The 22559-nt window shown below is 47.8% G+C and carries 18 protein-coding genes; 15 read left to right on the top strand and 3 right to left on the bottom strand.

Going from position 1 to position 22559, the window contains the following annotated elements; translation table 11 throughout:
- Positions 1–231 precede the first annotated feature (231 nt).
- The 8 genes from ACTRDR_RS01385 to manA all read left to right on the top strand — a co-directional run bounded on the left by ACTRDR_RS01385 (position 232) and on the right by manA (position 11167).
- Positions 232–1671 carry an ABC transporter substrate-binding protein gene (locus tag ACTRDR_RS01385; RefSeq protein WP_440525882.1) on the top strand — a complete coding sequence of 480 codons (1440 nt, stop codon included), beginning with the start codon at positions 232–234 and terminating at the stop codon, positions 1669–1671.
- A gap of 108 nt (positions 1672–1779) precedes the next feature.
- On the top strand, positions 1780–2790 hold the full coding sequence (locus ACTRDR_RS01380) for an ABC transporter permease subunit (protein WP_176865209.1): 1011 nt from the start codon (positions 1780–1782) through the stop codon (positions 2788–2790).
- Between the two features lies 1 nt (position 2791).
- Positions 2792–3658, top strand: coding sequence for a carbohydrate ABC transporter permease (locus tag ACTRDR_RS01375; protein ID WP_440525881.1), 867 nt, complete (start codon positions 2792–2794; stop codon positions 3656–3658).
- A gap of 20 nt (positions 3659–3678) precedes the next feature.
- Positions 3679–4869, top strand: coding sequence for an AGE family epimerase/isomerase (locus ACTRDR_RS01370; protein WP_440525880.1), 1191 nt, complete (start codon positions 3679–3681; stop codon positions 4867–4869).
- Positions 4870–4974: 105 nt separating this feature from the next.
- Positions 4975–6153: a glycoside hydrolase family 130 protein gene (locus ACTRDR_RS01365; protein ID WP_440525879.1), complete on the top strand. Its 1179-nt coding sequence runs from the start codon at positions 4975–4977 to the stop codon at positions 6151–6153.
- A 91-nt stretch (positions 6154–6244) separates the two neighbouring features.
- Positions 6245–7267 carry a glycoside hydrolase family 130 protein gene (locus ACTRDR_RS01360; protein WP_440525878.1) on the top strand — a complete coding sequence of 341 codons (1023 nt, stop codon included), beginning with the start codon at positions 6245–6247 and terminating at the stop codon, positions 7265–7267.
- A 51-nt stretch (positions 7268–7318) separates the two neighbouring features.
- On the top strand, positions 7319–10075 hold the full coding sequence (locus ACTRDR_RS01355; RefSeq protein WP_440525877.1) for a diguanylate cyclase domain-containing protein: 2757 nt from the start codon (positions 7319–7321) through the stop codon (positions 10073–10075).
- Between the two features lie 156 nt (positions 10076–10231).
- Positions 10232–11167 (top strand): mannose-6-phosphate isomerase, class I, encoded by a 936-nt coding sequence (gene manA / locus ACTRDR_RS01350; RefSeq protein ID WP_440525876.1) that lies wholly within the window; start codon positions 10232–10234, stop codon positions 11165–11167.
- 51 nt (positions 11168–11218) lie between these two features.
- Here manA and ACTRDR_RS01345 read toward each other — a convergent pair whose 3' ends face one another.
- Both ACTRDR_RS01345 and ACTRDR_RS01340 read right to left on the bottom strand, forming a co-directional pair.
- Positions 11219–13282 carry a hypothetical protein gene (locus ACTRDR_RS01345; protein ID WP_440525875.1) on the bottom strand — a complete coding sequence of 688 codons (2064 nt, stop codon included), beginning with the start codon at positions 13280–13282 and terminating at the stop codon, positions 11219–11221.
- A complete protein-coding gene (locus tag ACTRDR_RS01340; RefSeq protein ID WP_440525874.1) occupies positions 13282–13704 on the bottom strand; it encodes a response regulator in 423 nt (140 codons plus the stop codon). The genes ACTRDR_RS01345 and ACTRDR_RS01340 overlap by 1 nt, the downstream gene beginning before the upstream one ends.
- Positions 13705–13902: 198 nt before the next feature.
- On the opposite strand from ACTRDR_RS01340, the gene ACTRDR_RS01335 reads away from it, so the two are divergent.
- From ACTRDR_RS01335 to ACTRDR_RS01325, 3 genes are all read left to right on the top strand, one after another.
- Entirely contained in the window at positions 13903–14619 is a 717-nt protein-coding gene (locus ACTRDR_RS01335; protein ID WP_440525873.1) for a LytR/AlgR family response regulator transcription factor, read from the top strand.
- Position 14620: 1 nt separating this feature from the next.
- On the top strand, positions 14621–15940 hold the full coding sequence (locus ACTRDR_RS01330) for a GHKL domain-containing protein (RefSeq protein ID WP_440525872.1): 1320 nt from the start codon (positions 14621–14623) through the stop codon (positions 15938–15940).
- Between the two features lie 176 nt (positions 15941–16116).
- Positions 16117–16473 (top strand): hypothetical protein, encoded by a 357-nt coding sequence (locus ACTRDR_RS01325; protein WP_440525871.1) that lies wholly within the window; start codon positions 16117–16119, stop codon positions 16471–16473.
- A 40-nt stretch (positions 16474–16513) separates the two neighbouring features.
- Here the strand turns inward: ACTRDR_RS01325 and ACTRDR_RS01320 are convergent, their stop codons facing one another.
- Positions 16514–17335 carry an AraC family transcriptional regulator gene (locus ACTRDR_RS01320; protein ID WP_440525870.1) on the bottom strand — a complete coding sequence of 274 codons (822 nt, stop codon included), beginning with the start codon at positions 17333–17335 and terminating at the stop codon, positions 16514–16516.
- A gap of 218 nt (positions 17336–17553) precedes the next feature.
- Here ACTRDR_RS01320 and ACTRDR_RS01315 point away from each other — a divergent pair, with 218 nt between their 5' ends.
- The 4 genes from ACTRDR_RS01315 to ACTRDR_RS01300 all read left to right on the top strand — a co-directional run bounded on the left by ACTRDR_RS01315 (position 17554) and on the right by ACTRDR_RS01300 (position 22558).
- Entirely contained in the window at positions 17554–18705 is a 1152-nt protein-coding gene (locus ACTRDR_RS01315; protein WP_440525869.1) for a glycoside hydrolase family 88 protein, read from the top strand.
- A 47-nt stretch (positions 18706–18752) separates the two neighbouring features.
- Positions 18753–19634 carry an ROK family protein gene (locus ACTRDR_RS01310; protein ID WP_440525868.1) on the top strand — a complete coding sequence of 294 codons (882 nt, stop codon included), beginning with the start codon at positions 18753–18755 and terminating at the stop codon, positions 19632–19634.
- A complete protein-coding gene (locus tag ACTRDR_RS01305; protein ID WP_440525867.1) occupies positions 19622–21673 on the top strand; it encodes a TIM-barrel domain-containing protein in 2052 nt (683 codons plus the stop codon). Before ACTRDR_RS01310 ends, ACTRDR_RS01305 begins: the two co-directional genes overlap by 13 nt.
- A gap of 81 nt (positions 21674–21754) precedes the next feature.
- Entirely contained in the window at positions 21755–22558 is an 804-nt protein-coding gene (locus ACTRDR_RS01300; RefSeq protein ID WP_440525866.1) for a carbohydrate-binding protein, read from the top strand.
- The last annotated feature ends 1 nt before the right edge of the window (position 22559 follow it).

The raw sequence follows: 22559 nt of genomic DNA, 5'->3' as shown, positions 1-22559 counted from the left end.
AATCAGGTAAAAAAATAAGCTAAATTAATCTAAAACAATTAACCAAATGGTGCAAAATGTACAAAAAGTAAACTATAAACTTGTGAAAATAGAAGATAATAACGAAAATAGCAAGAATAAGAGATTAAAAACAAGAATAACTGATGCTTAATTAATGCAATTATGTATAATTAAATTAAGCTACAAAACAGCAAACGCTATCAAAGGTAACAAAAACAAGGAGGATTTCTTATGAAGATGAAAAAGTTCTTAGCTCTTTCCACAGCATCTGTCATGGCATTGTCTATGGTAGCATGTGGAAGCACAGACAACGGTGCTGCTGAAAGCAGTGCAAGTACCACCCCTGCAAACGCAGAAGCTTCTACCGAAGCAGGAGCAGAGGTGACCAGCCTGAATTACGCAGACATTACTTTGGGTGAGGATTACACAGATGTTACTACAACCATTAAGGTTCTGACCAACCGTACCGACCTGTTGGAGGACGGCGCAGCGGTTCCTTACCAGACCTATATCGATGCATTCAATGCAATGTATCCCAACATCACTGTTGATATAGAAGGTATCACCGATTACGCAAGTGACACACTGCTTCGTCTGCAGGGTGGTGACTGGGGCGATGTAATGATGATCCCCGCAGTTGACAAGGCTGATTTAAGCACTTACTTCCTTCCTCTTGGAACTACTACCGAGATGGACGGCCAGCTGAACTACTACAATCAGATGTACGAAGGTGTTGTATACGGCGTTCCTTACACCGCGGGCGTTAGCGGCGGTATCGTATATAACAAGGCAGTATTCGAAGCAGCAGGAATCACCGAGATGCCTAAGACTCCCGAGGATTTCATCGCAGCATTAAAGCAGATCAAAGAGTATGACAGCTCTATCATTCCTATGTACACCAACTACGCAGCAGGCTGGGCAATGGGCGGCCAGTGGGATCCCGCTATCAGCGGCAGTGCTACCGGCGACAGCACTTACATGAATCAGAAGTTATTACATACTGCGAATCCTTTTGCTGATCCCGGCGACGGAACAGGCGCTTACAACGTATACAAAGTAATGTACGATGCAGTTGCGGAAGGTCTTACCGAGGAAGACTACTCCACCACTGACTGGGAAGGTTGTAAGGGTATGATCAACAATGGCCAGATCGCATGCATGGTTCTTGGCTCCTGGGCAGTTCCTCAGATGAAGGAAGCCGGCGACAATGCTGACGACATCGCTTACATGCCTTTCCCTATTACTTTAGCTAGCGGTAAACAGGCAGCTTCCGTAGGCCCTGACTACAGCTTTGGTATCAATGCAGATGCATCTGAAGAGAACCAGGCAGCAGCTCTGTGCTTCGTAAAGTTCATGGCAGAAGAATCCGGCTTCTCCTATGACTGCGGCGGACTTCCCGTTGCTATCAAGGATACCAGATTACCGGACTTCTATGCAGCATTCAAGGGTATCGACTTTGTAGTGGATGATCCTGCGATCGAAGGCGAAGAGACTCTGTTAAATGATCTGAACGCTGCAAGTGGTCTGAATATCAACAATAACGGTGAGACCAAGCTGCAGGAGCTGGTTGAGTGTGCATCCGACGGCTCCAAGACCTACGATGAGATCATCGACGAGTGGAACGAAGAGTGGACTTCCGCACAGGAGAGCTGTGGCGTAGAGATCCAGTAATTTCATCAAGCAGTAAACATTAAGCGATTAACTTAATCTTCTGAAGTAAGAGGGAACCTTTTATCCGGTTCCCTCTTATCTAAGAGAGAAGGGTATGGAGGTATTTCGATGAATGCAGAGACAATGAAGAAAACAAAAAAACCCTTCAGCATGAAAAAATGGGTAAAGAGCAGGAACGGACAACAGACCATCGTTATCTTGTCCTTCATGATCATTCCCCTGCTCTTGCTGTTCGTGTTCACCTATCTCCCCTTCGGAGAAATGGTAAAATTCAGTTTTTATAAAATGAAATATGCTACCCCGGTAGACAAAAGACAATTTGTGGGATTTCAGAATTACATCGATGTATTTAAAAAGGATGAATGCTTCAGTGCATTGAAACTGAGCCTTTACTACATGGCTGGTGCCATGGTGCAGCTGGCGCTCGCATTGTATCTGGCAACGATTTTAAGTTTCAAGACCAAATTTGGCAATATGTTCAAGGGATTCATGTTCTTCCCTTATCTGATCAGTGGTATTGCCATTGGATTTATCTTCAAATTCTTCTACACCAGAGGTTTCGTATTCGATACCGTATTGCAGTGGTGTGGATTTAACTTAGAAAACCTTCCGTACTGGCTGAAAGACAAGAGTATTAACAATATCTCTCTGGTAGCTTCCTCCGTATGGCGTTATTACGGCAACAACATGGTACTCTTCATCGGTGCCATCATGTCCGTAGATTCCGAGATGTACGAGGCAGCAGAGCTGGACGGTGCCAATAAATTCCAACAGTTTATACATATTATTTTACCAAGCATCAAAACCATCGTTACACTGAATGTGATCCTGTCTATCACGGGTTCCCTGAGTGCTTTCGATCCTCCCTACGTTATCACCAAGGGTGGCGGCGGAACCGCAACCTACTTCGTATTGATGGATAAGATCGCACATACCAACCAGCAGGTAGGTCTGGCGTCTGCTATGGCGGTGGTACTGTTACTGATCATTTTTGCGGCAACAATTTTACAGAAGCTCTTCTTTAAACTGGTATTTAGAAGCTCCGATGCGGACAATGAAGAATATACCAGAAGAAAACGTCTCAGAAGAGAGAGAAGATGGAAGAAGGAGGCAGTGTAAAATGGCAAAGATGAAAACTAACCATAAACATTACAGCGCAGGCGCTGTCATCTGGATCGTTATTAAGTATTTCAGTCTGGTATTCTTCTCCTTCGTGGCACTTTTGCCCATCGTATCCTGCGTCATCACGGCGTTCAAGACCGATGCGGAATATCAGAGCACCAATGTTATGACATTACCTGAAAGCTGGCTGAACTTCCAGAACTTTATTGATGCATTTAACCGCGCCAACATGGGTAGAGCATATCTGAATTCAGCGATCATCCTGGTATTTGTACTGTTAGGCTCCGTCCTGGTGGGAACACAGCTTGCATATGTGCTGAACCGATTCAAGTTCCCCGGCAACGGACTGATCCGCAGCCTGTTCCTGTTCGCAACCCTCCTTCCCGGAATTGCCATGCAGGTATCTGTGTACCAGATCATGAGTAACCTTGGATTTATCAACCACCTGTATGGTTATATCATTATGAGTATGGGTACGGATGTTATCTCCATCTACATCTTTATCCAGTTCATGGAAAATATTTCGGTATCGTTGGATGAATCCGCATTTATCGACGGAGCCTCCTACTTTACTATTTACTGGAAGATCATTCTTCCGCTTCTGAAGCCTGCCATTGTGACATCCATGGTATTAAAGGGCGTAGGCGTGTATAATGAATATTATTGTGCCAGTCTGTATCTGCAGGACAAGAGGACTCTCGGTGTGGTAGCAACCTCCCTGTATACCTTCACCGGACCTCTTGGAAGCAAATACAATCTGATCTGTGCAGGTGTACTGATGTCTCTGCTGCCTGCCCTGATCATATTCCTGCTCTGTCAGAAACAGATCTACAGTGGAATCACCTCCGGCGCTGTCAAAGGTTAATACAAAGGAGAGTGCGGAACATGATGAACACAGAAACAACGAAAATGAGGGAAGAAATTAAAAACCATCTGACAGAGGGGATCATTCCCTTCTGGAAAGGGATGAGAGATGACGAGTTCGGCGGCTATTACGGCTACCTGGATTATGATCTGAAGCTGGATAAAAAGGCAGAAAAGGGCTGTATCCTGAACAGCAGGATCACCTGGTTCTTCTCCAATGCCTATACTCTTTTGAAGGATGAGAGCCTGTTGGACGAAGCAAAGCATGGATATGCTTTCCTGAAAGACTATTGCCTGGACAAAGAATACGGCGGAATCTACTGGTCCTTAAATTACGACGGAACACCGAAGGATACTACAAAGCACACGTACAATCAGGCATTTTGCATTTATGCACTGTCCTCCTATTATGAGGCAAGCGGTGACGCAGAAGCCCTGGAGCTGGCGAAAAAGCTTTTTACTCTGATCGAGACTACATGTATGGATGAGGTGGGTTATCTGGAAGCATTCACCAGAGATTTCAAGCCGGAATCCAACGAAAAATTATCGGAGAACGGTGTCCTGGCCGATAAGACCATGAATACATTGTTACATGTATTTGAAGCATATACGGAGCTGTACCGGGTATCCGGTGACGAAAAGGTGCGTAGACGCCTGCTTTGGATCATGGATCTGTTCGCTGAAAAGGTCTATAATCCCAAGCTGCACAGACAGGAAGTGTTCTTTGATAAGCATTACAATACCATTCTGGATCTGCATTCCTATGGTCACGATATTGAGACAGCATGGCTGATCGACAGAGGCTGTCAGGTGCTGGATGATCCGGAATTGACGCAGAAGATGTATGCCATCACCAAAGACCTGACAGCGCAGATCTATAAGGTGGCATTCGACGGACACTCTTTGGCAAACGAATGTGACAGAGGTGTCGTAAATGTGCACAGAGTCTGGTGGGTACAGGCAGAGACTGTGATCGGATTCCTGAATGGCTATGAGAAAGAACCGGAGAAGACAGAGTATCTGGAAGCCGCTGAGAAGGAATGGGCATTTATCAGAGATCATGTGATCGATAAGAGACCCGGTTCCGAATGGTTCTGGGAAGTGAATCCGGAAGGAAAACCCTATCCCGACCGCCCCATCGTGGAGCCCTGGAAGTGTCCCTACCATAACGGCAGAATGTGCATGGAGGTTATCAAACGCATTTCAGAGTGAAGTAAACGAGACTTCCAGGAAGTCATTAAGCGTACTTAGAGTGAAGTAAATGAGACTTCCTGGAAGTTATGAAACGTATATAAAAAATTAGAGAGGATGCCCACTATGTTAGCAGAGCGTTATTACATAGAGAAAGAAAAGCAGGAGAAGCTACTCTCCCGTAAAAATGTAAAGTCAGATTTTTACAACGGTATTTATGACCGTTATGAATATCCGGTTCTGACCAGAGACCATATTCCCCTGACCTGGAGATATGATCTCAACCCCAAGACCAACCCTTATTTCATGGAGCGTCTGGGTATTAATGCTGTCATGAATTCCGGAGCAATCGAATTAAACGGTAAGTATTATCTGGTAGCCCGCATTGAAGGGAATGACAGAAAGTCCTTCTTCGGCGTGGCGGAAAGTGACAACGGTATTGACGGATTCCGTTTCTGGGATTACCCGATTCTGTTGGATGATACCTGCCCGGAAGAGACCAATGTCTATGACATGCGTCTGACTAAACATGAAGACGGTTATATCTACGGTGTGTTCTGCTCCGAGAGCAAGGATACTTCCGTGAATGACTTATCCGCAGCAGTAGCGGCTGCCGGTATTGTGAGAACCAAGGATTTGAAGCACTGGGAGAGACTGGAGAACTTAAAGACCCTTCGCTCTCCCCAGCAGAGAAATGTAGTGCTGCACCCGGAATTCGTGGATGGCAAGTATGCTTTCTACACCAGACCGATGGATGATTTCATCGAGACCGGAAGCGGCGGAGGAATCGGTTTTGGACTGTGTGACGATATCACCCATGCAGTGATCGACGAAGAGCGTATGACCAGCCTGCGTAAATATCACACCATTACTGAGGCCAAAAACGGTGCGGGCGCTACCCCCATCAAGACAGACAGAGGTTGGATACATATCGCACATGGAGTACGTAATACCGCAGCCGGTTTGCGTTACGTCATTTATGCTTTTGCAACGGATTTGAAGGATCCGGCAAAAGTGATCGCAGAGCCTTCGGGCCTGCTGATCGGACCCAGAGGGGATGAGAGAGTGGGAGATGTTTCAAACGTAGTATTTACCAATGGGGCGATTGCAAATGAAAGAGGGGAAGTCTTCATTTATTATGCATCCAGCGATACCCGCATGCATGTGGCAACTACTACCATAGATAAGCTTGTGGATTATGTATTCAACACTCCTTCCGATCCCGGAAGAAGCGTGGAGTGCGTAGCACAGAGATGTGCATTGATCCGCAAAAATGAATCTTTCTTAAAACAGGAAGCAAGATAAACATCCCACGATATGCGCATAACGAGTAGGATTGTGAGAGCGCGTAGCATGAAACAATCTGTAGGTAAAAAATAGAAATGAGGGACAATACATGAGCAAAGTTAAAATGATCAGCCAGCCCGTACCCAATGTACCCTGGCAGGATAAACCCAAAGGACATACCGGAGCTCCGGTATGGAGATACAGCGAGAACCCTATCATTGGCAGAAATCCGGTAGAAGGAGTAGCCAGAATTTTTAACAGTGCCGTAATGCCTTACGGTGATGAATTCATCGGCGTGTTCCGTGGGGAACAGGTCAACGGTATTCCTTATATCTACCTGGGTCGCAGCAAAGATGCAATCCACTGGGATTTTGAGAAGAATAAGATTCCTTTTGTAGACGAAGAGGGCAAGCCTTTTATGCCCATTTACGCTTACGATCCCAGACTGGTAAAGGTAGAAGATACCTATTACATCATCTGGTGTCAGGATTTCTACGGTGCAGCCATCGGTATTGCTAAAACGACAGATTTCAAGACTTTTGTAAGAATTGAAAATCCGTTCCTGCCGTTTAACCGTAACGCTGTACTGTTTCCAAGAAAAGTACACGGCAATTTCATGATGTTGTCCCGACCTTCCGACAGCGGACATACACCTTTCGGAGATATCTTTGTCAGTGAGAGCCCGGATATGCTATACTGGGGCAAACACAGACATGTGATGGGAAAGTCTTCCGAATGGTGGGAGTCCTTGAAGATCGGTGGTGGTGCAGCTCCCATTGAGACTTCCGAAGGGTGGCTATTGTTCTATCATGGTGTGAGCGGAACCTGTAATGGTTATGTCTATTCCATCGGTGGAGCAATCCTGGATATTGACAACCCGTCCATCGTAAAATATCGTTGTGAGAACTTCCTGCTGACACCGGAAGAGTGGTATGAGGAGAGAGGATTCGTACCGAATGTATGCTTCCCTTGCGCTACCATTCATGATTCCGAGAGCGGCAAGATTGCCATTTACTATGGCGCAGCAGACAGCTACGTAGGGCTGGCGTTTACGACCATCGATGAAGTGGTTGACTATATCAAAGAACACAGCGTGGTCACAACAAGCGATACAGAAGAAGGCAGAAGATAGAATCGAGGGACCCGCGATGAGCGGGTCCTTTTTAAGTGATGGAGACAGCGTATGATGGAAAAAGAGGAATTATATGCCAGAATCGAAGAACTGGAAAGAGAACTGGCAGAAGAACGTATCAGGAGGAAGATTACCGAGGACAATTCCGACTGTGCGCTGTGGGAGTATGAAATTGCGACAAAAAAATATGTGCTTTCCAAAAAACTCGGGGGAAAATGGAACACAACAAATATGGTCATCGAAAATTATCAGGAGCAGATGCACAAATGGGGATTTGTACATCCGGATGACTGGTCTGTTTTTGATGCCTTCTGCGAGGCAATGGACCGCGGTGATGAGCATATTTCCTATGAAGTCAGACAAGTCAGTGATGAATCGGTATTTGTCTGGTTCCGTTATGTAGGGATTCCGGTCTATGATAAGGATCATAAGCCATATAAGATTATGGGGAAGACGCTTGATATTACAGGAGAAAAAAAGAACCAGGAGCTGTTGGAACAGAAGGCAGAGAGGGACTCCCTGACAGATCTGTACAATAAAGCGAAAATGCGTAAGCTGGTGGAAAAGCATATCCGGCAGGCCGATGACACAGAAGGAGCTTTTCTCATCATTGATATTGATGACTTTAAAACGATCAATGACACTTGCGGACATTTATACGGTGATGAAGTATTGATCAAAATTGCCAATACGATTTTGATCAGTGCAGGCATGGAGGATTATGCGGGCCGCATCGGTGGAGACGAGTTTTGTGTATTCTGCCGTGGGAAAAATGTGGGACAGCATGCTGTGGAGACAGCAGAGAGAATATCCCGTATGGCGGATCAGATCCAGCTGTCAGGCAGACGAGTGACTTTAAGTATGGGAATCTCCCGGTATCCGGAGGATGCTTCCTCTTATGAGGAACTGTATCAAAAAGCGGATCAGGCGCTGTACCGGGTAAAGCGAAGCGGCAAAAATGCATTCAGCGTGTACGACAAGAACTATAATTATGTCGATTATACCTCAGAACGGAAAGGAACAGACCGGGAGACCGGTCTCTGGCAGGAGCTGGAGAAATATTATAAAGGACGTCAGTGGACAGAAACGGAAAGTGAAATTCTGTCTACTATGACGCGGATGATGGAAAGCTATCTGAACCATGAAGAATATGCAGGGAATGTCAGGGAGCAGGAAAAGGATACAGAAAAGCCGGAACCGGACATTGCCGGAATGGAGACAACGGAAAGCTTTTCGATAAAACTGGAACAGATCCTGCCCTGGCAGGACGGTCAGTATGCAGAGGTATTTCTGGGCATCCGGGATTACGATGAGATTTCCGCGAACATGAGTGAGGAAGTGAAAAACAGCCTTCTGTACCATCTGGGGACGCACATTCAAAAGCACCTGAAGGGACAGGAAATGGTGTACCATGCGAAAAAGGATGAGTTCCTATTGCTGTTGGACAATCATGTGGAAGCTGCTTCGGAGAAAATCGGTCATATTATGATCATGTTCGAAGCTATGATCGGAGATAAATACCCCGATGTATCGATCAACCTGTACAGCGGCATTTATTATCTGGAGTCCAGAGGATACCGCCCGGAGGAAATTTTCCGCATCGGCAAGACTCTGAAAAACAAGGCGAAACGTTATTGCACTCTGGAAAACAGCATCTATGAGAACCGCAAGAGTGCGGGGAACATCATTGATAAAGAAGCCGGAATCCTGAACCGGGGCAACCTGACCAGACTGAAAGGTTTTATGAACCGTGCAGCCAAAGGAGAGCGGCTTACGGTAGGATTTATCGGCGGTTCCATTACCCAGGGATTTTCCGCTACGGATCCGGAAAAATGTTATGCGGCAAGGACGTTTGGCTGGATGAAAAAGGTATTTCCCAATACGGAATTTGATTATGTGAACGCCGGAATCGGAGCTACCGATTCCCAGTTCGGGGCGGCGAGAGTGCAGGAGGACCTGCTGCGCAGACTGCCGGATCTGGTATTTGTAGAATTTTCCGTGAATGATCACAGTACGCCGCATTTCTGCGAGACCTACGAAGGCCTGGTGAGGCAGATTTATGGCAGTGCGAGCGCACCGGCAATGGTGCTGATCCATAATGTCTATTATGATACCGGCAAAAGTGCGGCATATTATCATGCGCAGGTAGGGCGACATTATGATCTGCCCTGCATCAGTATACAGAACAGCATCTATCCGGCAGTGGCAGCAGGAAGACTTCCGGCAGAGAAAATTACTGCGGATTTCCTGCACCCCAATGATCTGGGACATGAACTGGTGGCATCCGTGATCACGAACTTCCTGGAAAAGGTGATCCATGATAAAACGCAAGAGCCGCAGGAAATTTTCCCGGCCCCGCTGACAGAGAATGCCTATGAGCATTGCGTGAGACTGCAATATTTTAATTCCACACCGGGGAAGAGTGTTTTTGTAGAAGATATGACACCGCAGAGAGATATCACGGATATTTTCCGCAACGGATGGAGCGCCGGGGAAAAAGGAGCTTATCTGGAGTTTACTTTCCGGGGAACCGGTGCAGCCGTGCAATACCGCCGAGTGAAGGACGGACCTGCACCCATTGCCACGGCAGTGGTCGATGAGAACCCTGAGACGGCGTGCGTGTTGGACGGAACCTTTGATGAGACCTGGGGAGATAAGATGGAACTGGCAACGATTGCGGAGCATCTGCCCTATGGGGAACACCGGGTGAGAATCGAGATCACGGAGACACACGAGAACGATAAGGCTGGATTTTATCTGGTGTCATTGATTGTATCCGGGGTAAGAACAGAAACAGAAGCGGAATAGGCATAGTACGGAAGTAAGGTAGACAGATTGGAAGAAATGTGTTACATATCAGATAGAATATTTTTCCAGAAACGGACGTTGCAAAGCTAAGTAGCGGAATAACGGGAAAGATGCAGTGCAATACATAGTAAGTATCATGGGAAAGGATAGATGATCATGAACAAAGATATTATTTTTTTAACACCGGTGTGTACCCACAATATCTGGGGCGGGACCCGGTTAAACAGAGAATTCGGGTACCCCATCGAGGGCGACGACATCGGTGAGTGCTGGGGTATCAGCGCCCATCCCAACGGAGACGGCACCGTGGCAAGCGGCGCTTATAAGGGAATGAAGCTGTCCGAGCTGTGGGAGAAGCACCCCGAGCTGTTCGGAGACACGGGAATGGATCGTTTCCCGCTGCTGATCAAGATCATTGATGCAAAGGACGACTTAAGCATCCAGGTGCATCCGGATGACGCTTATGCGAAGGTACATGAGAACGGATCCCTGGGCAAAACAGAGTGCTGGTTCATCTTAGACTGTAAGGAAAATGCTACGCTGGTAGCCGGACACAATGCGAAGACGAAGGAAGAACTGGAGAAAATGATCCATGAGGGCAGATGGAAGGAATTCATCCGTGAGATCCCCATTAAGCCCGGCGATTTCATTCAGATCGATCCCGGTACCGTACATGCCATTAAGGGCGGTACACTGCTCTTAGAGACCCAGCAGAGCAGCGATATTACCTACCGGGTGTATGATTATGACCGACTGAGTAACGGCAAGCCCAGACAGCTGCACATCGCACAGAGTATCGATGTGATCACGGTTCCCGCAAAATCCGCAGAGAACAGTGTGGTGCATACCGAGAAGAAGGACGATGCCATTCAGCAGCTGATTCAGTGCCCTTACTACACCGTATACCGCATTGATGTGGAACACCGTGTGGAGACCTGGCAGGATAAGCCCTTTGTCCTCATGAGCGTGGTAGAAGGAGAAGGCACCCTGAACGGCAGCAGACTGAAAAAGGGCGATCACCTGATCCTGCCCGACGGCTACGGTAAGGTAGAGTTACAGGGCAGGATGCAGATCATCGCATCTACGATCTAAGTTCACCGCAGATGAAAAATCCGGTAAATGACAGCTGTCTTCAAAACAGATTTATTTCCCAAGTACAACGGATAGCTTGATTTCTTTTTCTGTTTCGCTCAGGTCGAAATCACCGCCGTCGGAGACGGTCACACGCAGTTCATAGAGCACACCGTCTGTCAGCTCCGTCACATTCGCTCCGGTCTCGTCTGTGAGCGACCACAGTTCAGAGTCAACCTTTTCCAGCTTGCCGTCTGCACCATAGGCGTAGAGCGTCAGATCGGAGGCGTTGCCGGACAGGTTGTTCATACGGAAGGCTACCATGGTGTTGGGATGCACGTTGCAGATGGTCGCGGTGTTGTGCCAGCTTGCAACCGTACCTTCACCGCCATCCTGCTCAAACTGATCCTGCGAAAGAACATTTCTTGCCACTTGATCAAGATCAACCTCACGGTACGGAAGCTCGGGCAGGTACACAAAGCGATCCTGCAAACGCAGCAGTTCCAGATAGCCTGTCGGGCAGTAGAGCGTATTTCCGTTGCTGCCGGTGTACATGCCGATAGCCATATTATTGTAGCCGTATTTGTTGGACACATCCATCGTGAAGACGGTTTCGCCTGTTGCAAAGTCCAAAATAATGTACTGCCACATGCCGGTATCCAAATCCTGTACATAACCGTAGATATAGCCTGTTGCAGTGGAGAGCTTCATGATCGCCGTGTCGCGCAAATCGTTCCGGCTCCAGATGCTCTTCATTTCATAGCCATCCGAGGTTTTTAAGGTGTCCACCCGCTCAACGCCCGGGGCGATCATAACATTACCCTTCATCAGCCAATTCTGGTCATAAATGTTGGCGTAGCTCTGAATCGAAGAGTCATTGTCGGGGTCGGCAAGACCTGCGTTACCGGCACCGAACCAGTTGCAGACGATCGTGCTGACGGTACCTTCACCGTCGTCATAAACGATTGCAGAGTTCTCAACCGCCACCTGATACCCATCGGGCAGATCATCCAAAACAGGCATGCTGGCTACGACCTCTCCGGTCTTCATGTCGAGCGCGAGAAGCTTAACGGGGTCTGCGTTGTCGGTGAAGAGTACAAGGTTTGGTGTCAGTGTGGGCGAGCAGCCACCACCCCAGGCAAGACCGCCTCCGGTTGTCTTATCGCCATCGCGGCTGACCTTCGCGCCGACACTCTCATATGGCGTGCGCCACACAACGTTCACACCTTCTTCCGCGCGCAACAGATAGCAGTTCTGGTTCGTCAGAATGACCGCACCGTCTTTGGAGGCAGCAATGCCGTTCTCTGCGCCCTCGCCAGGGGTCAGCTCGTAAACAAAGACAGCCTTTGAAAGATCGGGTTGTTCGCCGTTCAGAATGGATTCTATCGCTGTGTGGGCAATGTAGCCGAGAACGCCCTGCTGCTGCCGTTCGGGATAGATTCGGAAGCCGCCGGTGGCGAACCAAAGGTTTCCGTCGTAGTCAAAGACCACGGACAGAAGATTCTGTGTCAGTTCCTTGCCGAGCGCGGTCTCAGCAGCCGCCTTGATATCAATATCCAGAACCTTTTCAAATTCCGGAATGACGCTGCCGTCGTCCTCTGTCGCACGCAGTATCAGTACATGGTTGTTGCTTGTCGGGCAGACAATACGGTTTTTGGAGTCAAGGAAGGTGTAGGAGCTCTGGATGACGTAACCGCCGCCATCATGCTGCATCGGTGAAAAATAGCCGAGCGTCTTCGTCTCTTTGGCATTCAGATCACGGATGGCGATGCCGCCGAGCAGTGGCACGACCGCGTGACCGTAGTTGTCAAAGTAAATCGCGGGTGAGGCGTTCGGGTTCGTTGTCTCAAAGGAAACATTGATTTCCGGATAGATGCCGAGCGGCAGAATTTCATCCGTTGAGTCGGTGTTGTAGCCGTCGTGATGGATGTTAGCATCGCTTTTTGCCATATAAGGGTTTTCATCCACGTGTTTGGGATGCAAAGCCTTCACGGGCAGTGCACCGGATAACGGTGCAGAAGATGTTGTTTCGTCTTCTGCCGGTGTGGGCGTTCCACCGCAGGCCGCCATAGATAGGCACAGTGTTCCCGCCAGAAGAAAGCTAAATACAGAATAAATCTTTTTTCTCTTGTTCATCAATAATCCTCCTCATTGTTATGTTTGTTGTGATCCGTTCGGAATAAGGCAGACGTTTTTTTCCCATCTGACCATGTAGAAAGTCCTTGCTGAAACGCTTCTTCTGTTATTGGCTCTAACAGAAAATAGTCTACACGCAGCCGAAATGCATGCAGGGAAAAATCCAGATCGCTGCACCAGATGATGCGTGTTTCGGGAAAAAGCGTTCGCAGATGCTCCACCGCATTCAACCCTTCTACTCCCGGAAGTGCGATCACAGTGCAGGTTGGCGCATTTACACGCGCCACATCAAAGAACAACTCCTGCCCATGGTAACAGTCCATTTTGGGAAACAGACCGCGTTCAAAGCAGAACCGTGAAAGCTGCTCTATATAAAAGGCTTCCTGTGTTTCACTATTTGTCAGCACGGCAATGTGGTACACGGCACTCCCTCCTTTCTGCCGTCATTGATGCTTTCTGCTTGTCAGTATACGGATATGCAAACGCTTTTCAAGCCGTTTGGCACGAAACCCTCAATTCCGTCACGAAATCTGAGCTTTTCACTGTGCCGGTGTTGGACAGGTATGATATAATTTAGTTGGAATAGTTACTGGAATTTTTTACAAAGGAGTCAGTCCGATATGAGGATAGCAATAGTGGATGATATCGAGACCGAACGTGCGCTGTTGAAAATGCGGCTTGAGCGACAGCTGAGCTTGTACGGTGTAGAGACGGAGATCTTAGAATTTGACAGCAGCGAGAGCTTTCTCGCAGCAGAAAAAGAACGGCACTTTACTGTGGCATTTCTGGACATTTACATGAAAGGATTAAGCGGTATGGATGCCGCAAAGGAACTTCGGAAGATGGATGCAGACTGCTTTCTGATCTTCACCACAACATCTACCGATCATGCACTGGAGGGCTTTCAGGTGCGGGCATTTCACTACCTCGTGAAGCCCTTTTCCGAGGGAGAACTTGCCGCTCTGCTTGCTGAAATGCTCACTAAACTTCCGCGTCCGGAGCCGATTCTGACGGTGAAAGTCAGTGGCAGCGACATTCGCCTTCGCTATAGGGACATTATCTTTGCCGAGCATTTTGCTCATATGATCAACATTCGCACAACTGCCGGAAAAACGCTTGCCACGCGGCAAAGCTTTAAGGCATTTACCGAGCCGCTTAAAAAAGATCCACGCTTTTTTGTATGCAGCCGCGGTGTGATTGTCAATTTAGAACATGCCGCTGATTTTCAGGCCGCCGCTTTCTGCATGACCGACGGCAGCCGCGTATATGTCAACCAGGAACTTTTGAAGCCTGCCAGGCAGGCATTTATGGAATTTCTGCTGCAAGGGGGTGTATGAGATGAAAGATATTCTGCGTCCGATCCTGGAGTTGTCCGTTGTACTCCCCGGTCTTTTACTTGCATATTTCCCTGTAAAATCCTATCTGAAGCAGTCCCCCGGAAAGCTTGCCGCCCGGATTCTCCCACTGATGGCAGGATTATGTATCGGTGGTGGAATCGTCTGCTATCAGCTTCATGCGTCTACTGCGTCTGCCCTGGCAGGGATCACATTGCTTGCAATTGGGCTATATACCGGAACACTCCAAATCTCCATCTGGAAATCCGGAACAATTGCACTGACTGTCTGCGCAGTATTTGCATGCATCAACAGCTTGTCTCGAGCTATCAGTGTTGCGATTGCTCTGCATATGCAGCTGCCACAGGACGAACCGTGGTTCTGCCTTGCAGCCTGTGTATTTTATAATGTTGTTTGCTGGATTTTAGTGCTGACAGCGTTCTATCCGTCAACCCATGCAGTTCGTGTGATGGTCGAGGACGATAATTTTGCGCAGACATGGTATGTGTTCTGGGTTTTGCCGCTGGTGTTCATTTTTTTGAACCTTTTTATGATTCCGCGCTATCAGACGACACTTAGGACCGGTCGTGTATTGCAGGGATATATTGTGATAAGTATTGCACTTCTTTTGCTTTTGCTCTGGTTCAACGCAATTTTCCTGCTAATGGCCACCAGTCTCAACCGCAACGTGAGACTACAGCAGGAAAACCAGCTTCTTTTCATGCAGCAGCAACGCTATGAGAATCTCAAAGCTGCCATCGAAGAAGTGCGGCAGGCGCGGCATGATATGCGCCATCAACTGAATCAAATTTCCGCACTGGCTGAGACCGGCGATATGGAGGGATTGAAAAGCTACCTTGAAAAAAACATTTCCCGCATCCCGAATCTCGGTATACATTTCTGCGAAAACCGCGCAGCAGATAGCGTCATCGGCTATTATTGTGCCCTGGCAAAGCGTGAAGACATTCCCTTTTGTGCAAAGCTCGATCTGCCGCAGAATCTTCCAATCGATGAGATCAACATGTGTCTGGTCTTGTCCAACTTGTTGGAAAATGCGCTCGAAGCCAGTATCCGCACTGCACCAGACAGACGGCAGATCAAAATCACTGCATACCTGCATGCCGGGCGGCTGCTTCTGATCGAAGTTGAGAATGCCTATGACGGCGAAATCAGGGAGAAGGACGGTGTTTTCCAATCCTCCAAACGAAAGGGAAACGGCGTCGGCATCCAGTCTATCCAACATATTGCAGAAAAAAGCGGCGGTGCAAGTACGTTTGCCTATCAGAATGGTGTTTTCTCCGCTAAAGTTATGCTCTGCGGCTAAATGCACATTTCTCCCGGCCGGATCGCTATGATGCATGCAGACACCGCAGAGAGACATCACGGATATCAAGGCAGAATTCTACCTGGTGTCGGCAATCGTGTCCGGGGTGTACCCACAATATCCGGGGCGGTACACTGCTTCTTGAGACCCAGCAGAGCAACGATATTACCTACCGGGTGTATGATTATGACCGACTGAGTAACGGCAAGGCCAGACAGTTGCACATCACCCAGAGTATTGATGTCATTACTGTCCCTGCCAAATCCGCAGAGAACAGCGTGGTACACACGGAGAAAAAGGACGATGCAATCCAACAGCTGATCCACTGCCCTTACTACACGGTATATCGCATCGATGTGGAGCATCGCATGGAGACCTGGCAGGACAAGCCTTTCATCCTGATGAGCGTGGTAGAAGGCGAAGGCACCCTGAATGGTACTCATTTAAAAAAGGGCGATCACCTAATCCTGCCTGATGGCTACGGTAAGGTAGAGTTACAAGGCAGGATGCAGATCATCGCATCTACCATTTAATGATGTCATTATTTATTCTTATGCAAAAAGTCCGGTCACTTTAGTGTGCGACCGGACTTTTTGCGTGTGTGCCTATCGGCGCATGCTTTCGCCGATATTCTGTCGGCGTCATTCCCACAAATTTCTTAAACTGCCGCATAAAGTGCAGTTCATTGTCATACCCGCAGAAATCCGACAGGCTGCGGATATTCATATTGCTTCCGGTCAGATAAAATTTTGCCAGCTCCAGACGGGCATTTATGATATCCTGTTGACAGGAACAGTCAAAAAACTGCTTATACAAATGCTGGAAATAAGAGAGGCTTAGGGCGAGGGAATCCGCCAGTGCCGGAACGCTCCAGTTATTTGCCGGATTGTTATAAACTTGCGTCCGAAGACCGGAGAAAGCAGGATAATACTTCTGTACACTGGAATCACCAAAAGCTGTTGCCAGTTCGTCCTGCAAGGCGTATAGAAAAATATGCAGAAAAGCATCAATGGATTTTTCCCTATGGCAGGAGTGACCATGAAAAATATCCGACAGCATACGGACATATTCTGACAGCCTGTGAAAATTATAAGGCTGTAAAATCTGGCACAGGGGCGGCAGTAAGTCGCGGACGGAAGAGCTCTCCTGTTCATCTGGGAGAAAATGGATCCAGTCATCATTATACCCGATCATGTCGCAACCATAGTGAATATAAGTATTTGGAGGAAAACAGATCAGAGAATTCGGAGCGACCGTGTGCTTCTCTCCATTCAGATAAATCCAGGATTCCTGCTTGATAAGCAGAATAAGGTAGTCTGGGACTCCCTGCTTATGTTCTATATTGCAAGGCTTTGGATGATGAGAATCGTGTCCACAATTATTAACGTATATCATAAAAGATCTCCTAAAAAAGCAGAATATGTCAGTTATTAGCATTGTAAGATATTGTAACAGTCATGTCAATGGATTACCATGAAAGTAAGAAAACGGAAAGGAACCGTACCTAATTGAGAACAGCGGCATTGTCAGGCAGAATATTCGTGTCAAGCATAGACAGTGTGCAGACAAAGAAATCAAATAAACAATGAGATCAAAAAGAACAGGAGAAGGACATGGAAAATTATCAGGCATGGGCAGAGGAAACATTAAAAAAAGTAAGAGAAAAAATGGCATGGGTAAGTGAAAAAAACAAGGACATCATTCCTTACACCACGGATGAGAACGGCAATTATGACGATCGGTCCGCAGAAGACAAAGAGTGGAATCATGATGATGGATTAAACTGGTGGACCAACGGATTCTGGGGTGGCATTATGTGGCTGCTGTATCAGGATACCAAGGATGAAAAATATGCGCAGATCGCACGGGTTTCCGAACAGAAAATGGAGAAATGCTTTGAGAGCTATTTCGGACTGCATCATGATGTGGGATTTATGTTTCTGCCTACCGCAGTAGCGGATTATCGTCTGACGGGTAATGAAGATTCCAGACGAATCGCCATGCATGCAGCAAGTCTCCTGGCAGGAAGATTTAATCCCGTGGGAAGATTTATACGGGCATGGAACCAGGTGCCGGGCAGTGACACCAGGGGCTGGGCTATCATTGACTGTATGTTCAATATCTGTCTGCTCTACTGGGTCTCTGAGGAAAGCGGGGATCCGCGATTCCGTCAGATGGCCATGATGCATGCGGATACCGTGATGGAGAACTTCATTCGTCCGGACGGATCGGTATGCCATATCGTGGAATTTGATCCGGAAACCGGTGCCATGGTGAAGAGCCACGGCGGACAAGGATACGCGGAAGGATCTTCCTGGACCAGAGGACAGGGCTGGGCACTTTATGGATTTGCCAACAGCTATACCCATATCGGTAAGCAGGAATATCTCGATACAGCAAAAAAAGTAGCGCATTATTGCATTGCCAATATTCCGGAGAGCGGAATCATCCCGGTAGACTTCAGACAGCCGGCAGAGCCGGCCTGGGAGGATTCCTGCGGAGCCTGCATTATTGCAGGAGGACTCTTAGAGGTGGCAAAGCATGTACCGGAGCTGGAAAAAGAGCTGTATATCCGTGCAGCGGTTAAGATCCTGAAGGCTATTGCAGAGACCAGAGCGGACTGGACAAAGAACTGTGATGCCATCGTACAGAACTGTACCGGTGCTTATCATGACAGCAGACATCATTTTACCATGGTATATGCGGATTATTATTTCATTGAAGCATTGTATAAGCTTACCGGAACAGGCATTTTGCTGTGGTAGGATTTGGAATAGCAGAATAAAGATCTGCGGAGAGGAAGAACTGACAAATGAAATTAGGTGGAATTGAAGCCGGTGGCACCAAAATGGTATGTGCCATAGGAGATGAGCAGGGCAATATTTTTGACAGAACGGTATTTCCCACGGAGACACCGGATATCACCGTACCGAAGATGATTGACTATTTTCGGGACAAAAGTATTGAAGCATTGGGAATCGGCTGCTTCGGGCCGGTGGATCTGAATAGAAAATCGGACACTTATGGATTTATCACCAGTACGCCGAAGCTGGCATGGAGATTTTATGATATTGTGGGAGCTTTCCGGGAGGCATTACAGGTTCCTGTTGGCTTTGATACGGATGTGAACGGAGCTGTGCTGGGAGAGGTACGCTTCGGTGCGGCAAAGGGGTGTGAAAATGCCCTCTATATTACGATCGGTACCGGAGTGGGAGTAGGTGTTTATATCAATGGGAAACTGTTGCACGGATTGATGCATCCGGAAGCGGGTCATATTTTCCTGCAAAAGCATCCGGAAGACACCTATGAAGGCTGCTGCCCTTACCACGGCACCTGTCTGGAAGGTCTGGCCTCCGGGCCGGCGATTCAGGGCAGATATGGTAAAAAGGGGGCAGAATTGGCCGGAAGAGAGGATGTCTGGGAACTGGAAAGCTATTACATCGGTCAGGCGGTAGCAGACTATATGATGACCTATTCTCCGGAGAAAATCATCCTCTGGGGCGGTGTCATGCATCAGGAGAAGGTCTTTGACATGGTCAGAAAAAATGCGAAGGAGTTCCTGAACGGTTATCTGCCGGAGGTAAGTCTGCCGAAGGATCTGTCACAGTACATTGTAGCCCCGGCACTGGGAGAGAATCCGGGGATCATCGGGGCGTTGTGCCTGGCACAGGAGGAAATTAAATGCAGCAGATAGCAAAAGGAATCTGGAAAATCGTATTGGGAGAACCGGAAGAATTTACTCCGGAGCATTTTAGGCAGTTTTCGGTCAGAACAGAAGCTATAGAACAGATTCCGGTGAGCCGGGAATGCAGAGTCAGCGAGGAGAAAATCCACTGGAGAAAGACAAAACGGGGGATCACGGTCACCCTTCCCATGGAGACACAGGAAGATATCTATGGCTTCGGACTGCAGCTACAGGGCTTTAATCAGGCGGGCAGAAGACGCTATCTGAAGGTGAACTCCGATCCGGCAGCCAATACCGGAGAGAGTCATGCCCCGGTTCCGTTTTATATTTCCTCCGCAGGGTATGGACTGTTCGTAAATACTTTCCGATATACAACGTTTTTATGTGGAACAAATAGTGAAAGAGGACAATCCTCCGGTATGACTGCCGAGAATGAAATACATGAAGAATTTTCCGAAGCTGCCATTTATGCGTTAAAGAGAGCAAAGGAAGAACGTAAAATAATCATAGACATTCCTGCGGCGGAAGGCGTTGAATTATATTTGTTTGAAGGAAATATCCCGGAAGTGGTGCAGCGATACAACCTATTCTCCGGCGGAGGATGTGTGCCTCCCATGTGGGGACTTGGTATGTGGTACCGTATCTACGGGGGCAGTGATGAGAAGGCATTAGAGAAGCTGGCAGAACAGTTCCGGGAAGAGAAGCTTCCCATGGATGTTCTGGGGCTGGAGCCCGGATGGCATTCCCACAGCTATTCCTGCACCTACAAGTGGTCCTATCTATTCCCCCATCCGGAGGAGATGATAGAGAAGATGTCACAGCAGGGATATAAGCTGAATCTGTGGGAGCATCTATATGTGTATCCGAAAGCCCCGTTTTATAAGGAACTCGTGCCTTACAGCGGAGATTATGAGGTGTGGAACGGTCTGGTGCCTGATTTTGCCACGAAAGGTGCTTCGGAATTATTCGAGAACTATCACAGAGATACTTTTGTGAAAAAAGGCATTGCCGGTTTCAAACTGGATGAATGTGATAATTCTGACTATAATCCGTCCAACTGGGCTTTCCCGGATTCCACGGAATTCCCTTCCGGTATGGATGGAGAACAGATGCATCAGGCTATCGGCACTCTGTATCAGAATCTGATTTACAGAATTTACCGGAAGGAGAACCGGAGAACCTATTCTCAGGTACGATCTTCCGGGGCACTGGCAGCACCGCTGCCCTTCGTATTGTATTCGGATCTGTATGACCACAAGCAGTTTATCCGGGGAGTCGTGAATTCTGGATTTTCTGGACTTTTATGGTGCCCGGAGGTGAGAGACTGCGCAAATGGAGATGATCTTCTGCGAAGACTGCAGACGGTAGTATTCTCTTCACATTCCCTGATCAACAGCTGGCGGATTCCCAGTCCCCCTTGGAAACAGACAGATATCGAGAAAAATCTTGCCGGGGAACCCATGGATACAGCAGATTATTATACGGCGGAATGCAGAAAACTGTTTGAACTGCGTATGAGTCTGCTGCCCTATTTGTACAGCGCTTTCGTGGAATACAGTCATAGCGGCAAGCCTCCCATCCGTGCACTGGTCATGGATTATCCGGAGGATATGGCAGCACGTATGGTGGATGATGAGTATCTGTTCGGAGAGAGCATGTTGGTCTGCCCTCTGACTTACGAGGAGGGTACTTCACGGAAAGTGTATCTGCCACAGGGACGCTGGTACAACTTTTTCACAGGCATGGCAGTGGAAGGCGGACGGACGATGGAGACAGAGGCAGCCTATAATGAGATTCCTGTGTTTGTGAAGGACGGAGCAATAATTCCGTTGGCAAAGCCGGTTATGCATGTAGATAAAGATACGGTATTCGAGATGACGGTAAAGATATTTGGAGAGGCAGATGGCAGATTTGTGTTATATGAGGACGATTTTGCTACTTTTGATTTTGAAGAAAAGCAGAAGCGGATCATAATCGAGAAACATCCGGGCAGCAAGCTGACGATACAAACAGAAGCAGGAGATACCTCAAGATATCGGTTCATATAATGAGGAATTGTTTCAGAACCAGACAAAATGCTTTTTGCATGTGGTCTGAAGCGTTACAAAGAACAGAAGGGATGAAACGCTATGGAAAATCTGTGCCTTAAAATTATGAATAAAAACATGGAGGCTTTGGCGGTAGCCAGAGGGGAAGACGAAGTGAATCTGGTCTATGCCGGAGAATACCAGGATGGAGATATTATTATCCTGGAAGTGTCTGAGGGCAGCCATTATGTGTGGCTGCAGTGGGATGATGCAGTAGGGCGGTCTTTAGTATATGTCACCGGAAATGTGACTTACAGAATTCCCTTCGGAGACCGGCGGATCAACCTGTCGCCCAGAGCTTTTCTGGGCAGGAAGCATCTGCTGTCGGCAAAGCTTGCCAAAGACTTTGAAATAAAATATTACCGCAATATGGCATATAATGTATGTGATCAGCATGAAATCGAACATCTCTATCCTCATGCTACGGCAAACGTGGAAACCAGAGGCGAGGCTGTATTTGCAGCGCAGAACGCTATAGACGGTATCACAGTGAGCAATTGTCACGGAGAATGGCCGTATCAATCCTGGGGAATCAACAGACAGGAGGATGCCAGAATCCGGATCGACTTCGGAAGAGAGATCCTGGCGGATACCGTAGTGATCTATCTGCGGACGGATTTCCCCCATGATAACTGGTGGCAGCAGGTGTCTCTGGAATTCTCCGACGGCAGCCGGATGGATGTCGCCATGCAGAGAAAAGAAGGATCTCAGAAGATCGCCATCGGGCAGAAGAAAATCAGCTGGCTGGAAATGTGCGATATGAAAAAATCTTCGGAAGCTTCTCCGTTCCCGGCACTGACACAGATGGAAGTGTATGGCACGGAAAGCGTTGATAAGGAGAAATAAG

The organism is Simiaoa sp. (assembly GCF_051972595.1).
Classification (GTDB): domain Bacteria; phylum Bacillota; class Clostridia; order Lachnospirales; family Lachnospiraceae; genus Acetatifactor; species Acetatifactor hominis.
This window is presented reverse-complemented; position numbering and strand designations above follow the sequence as displayed.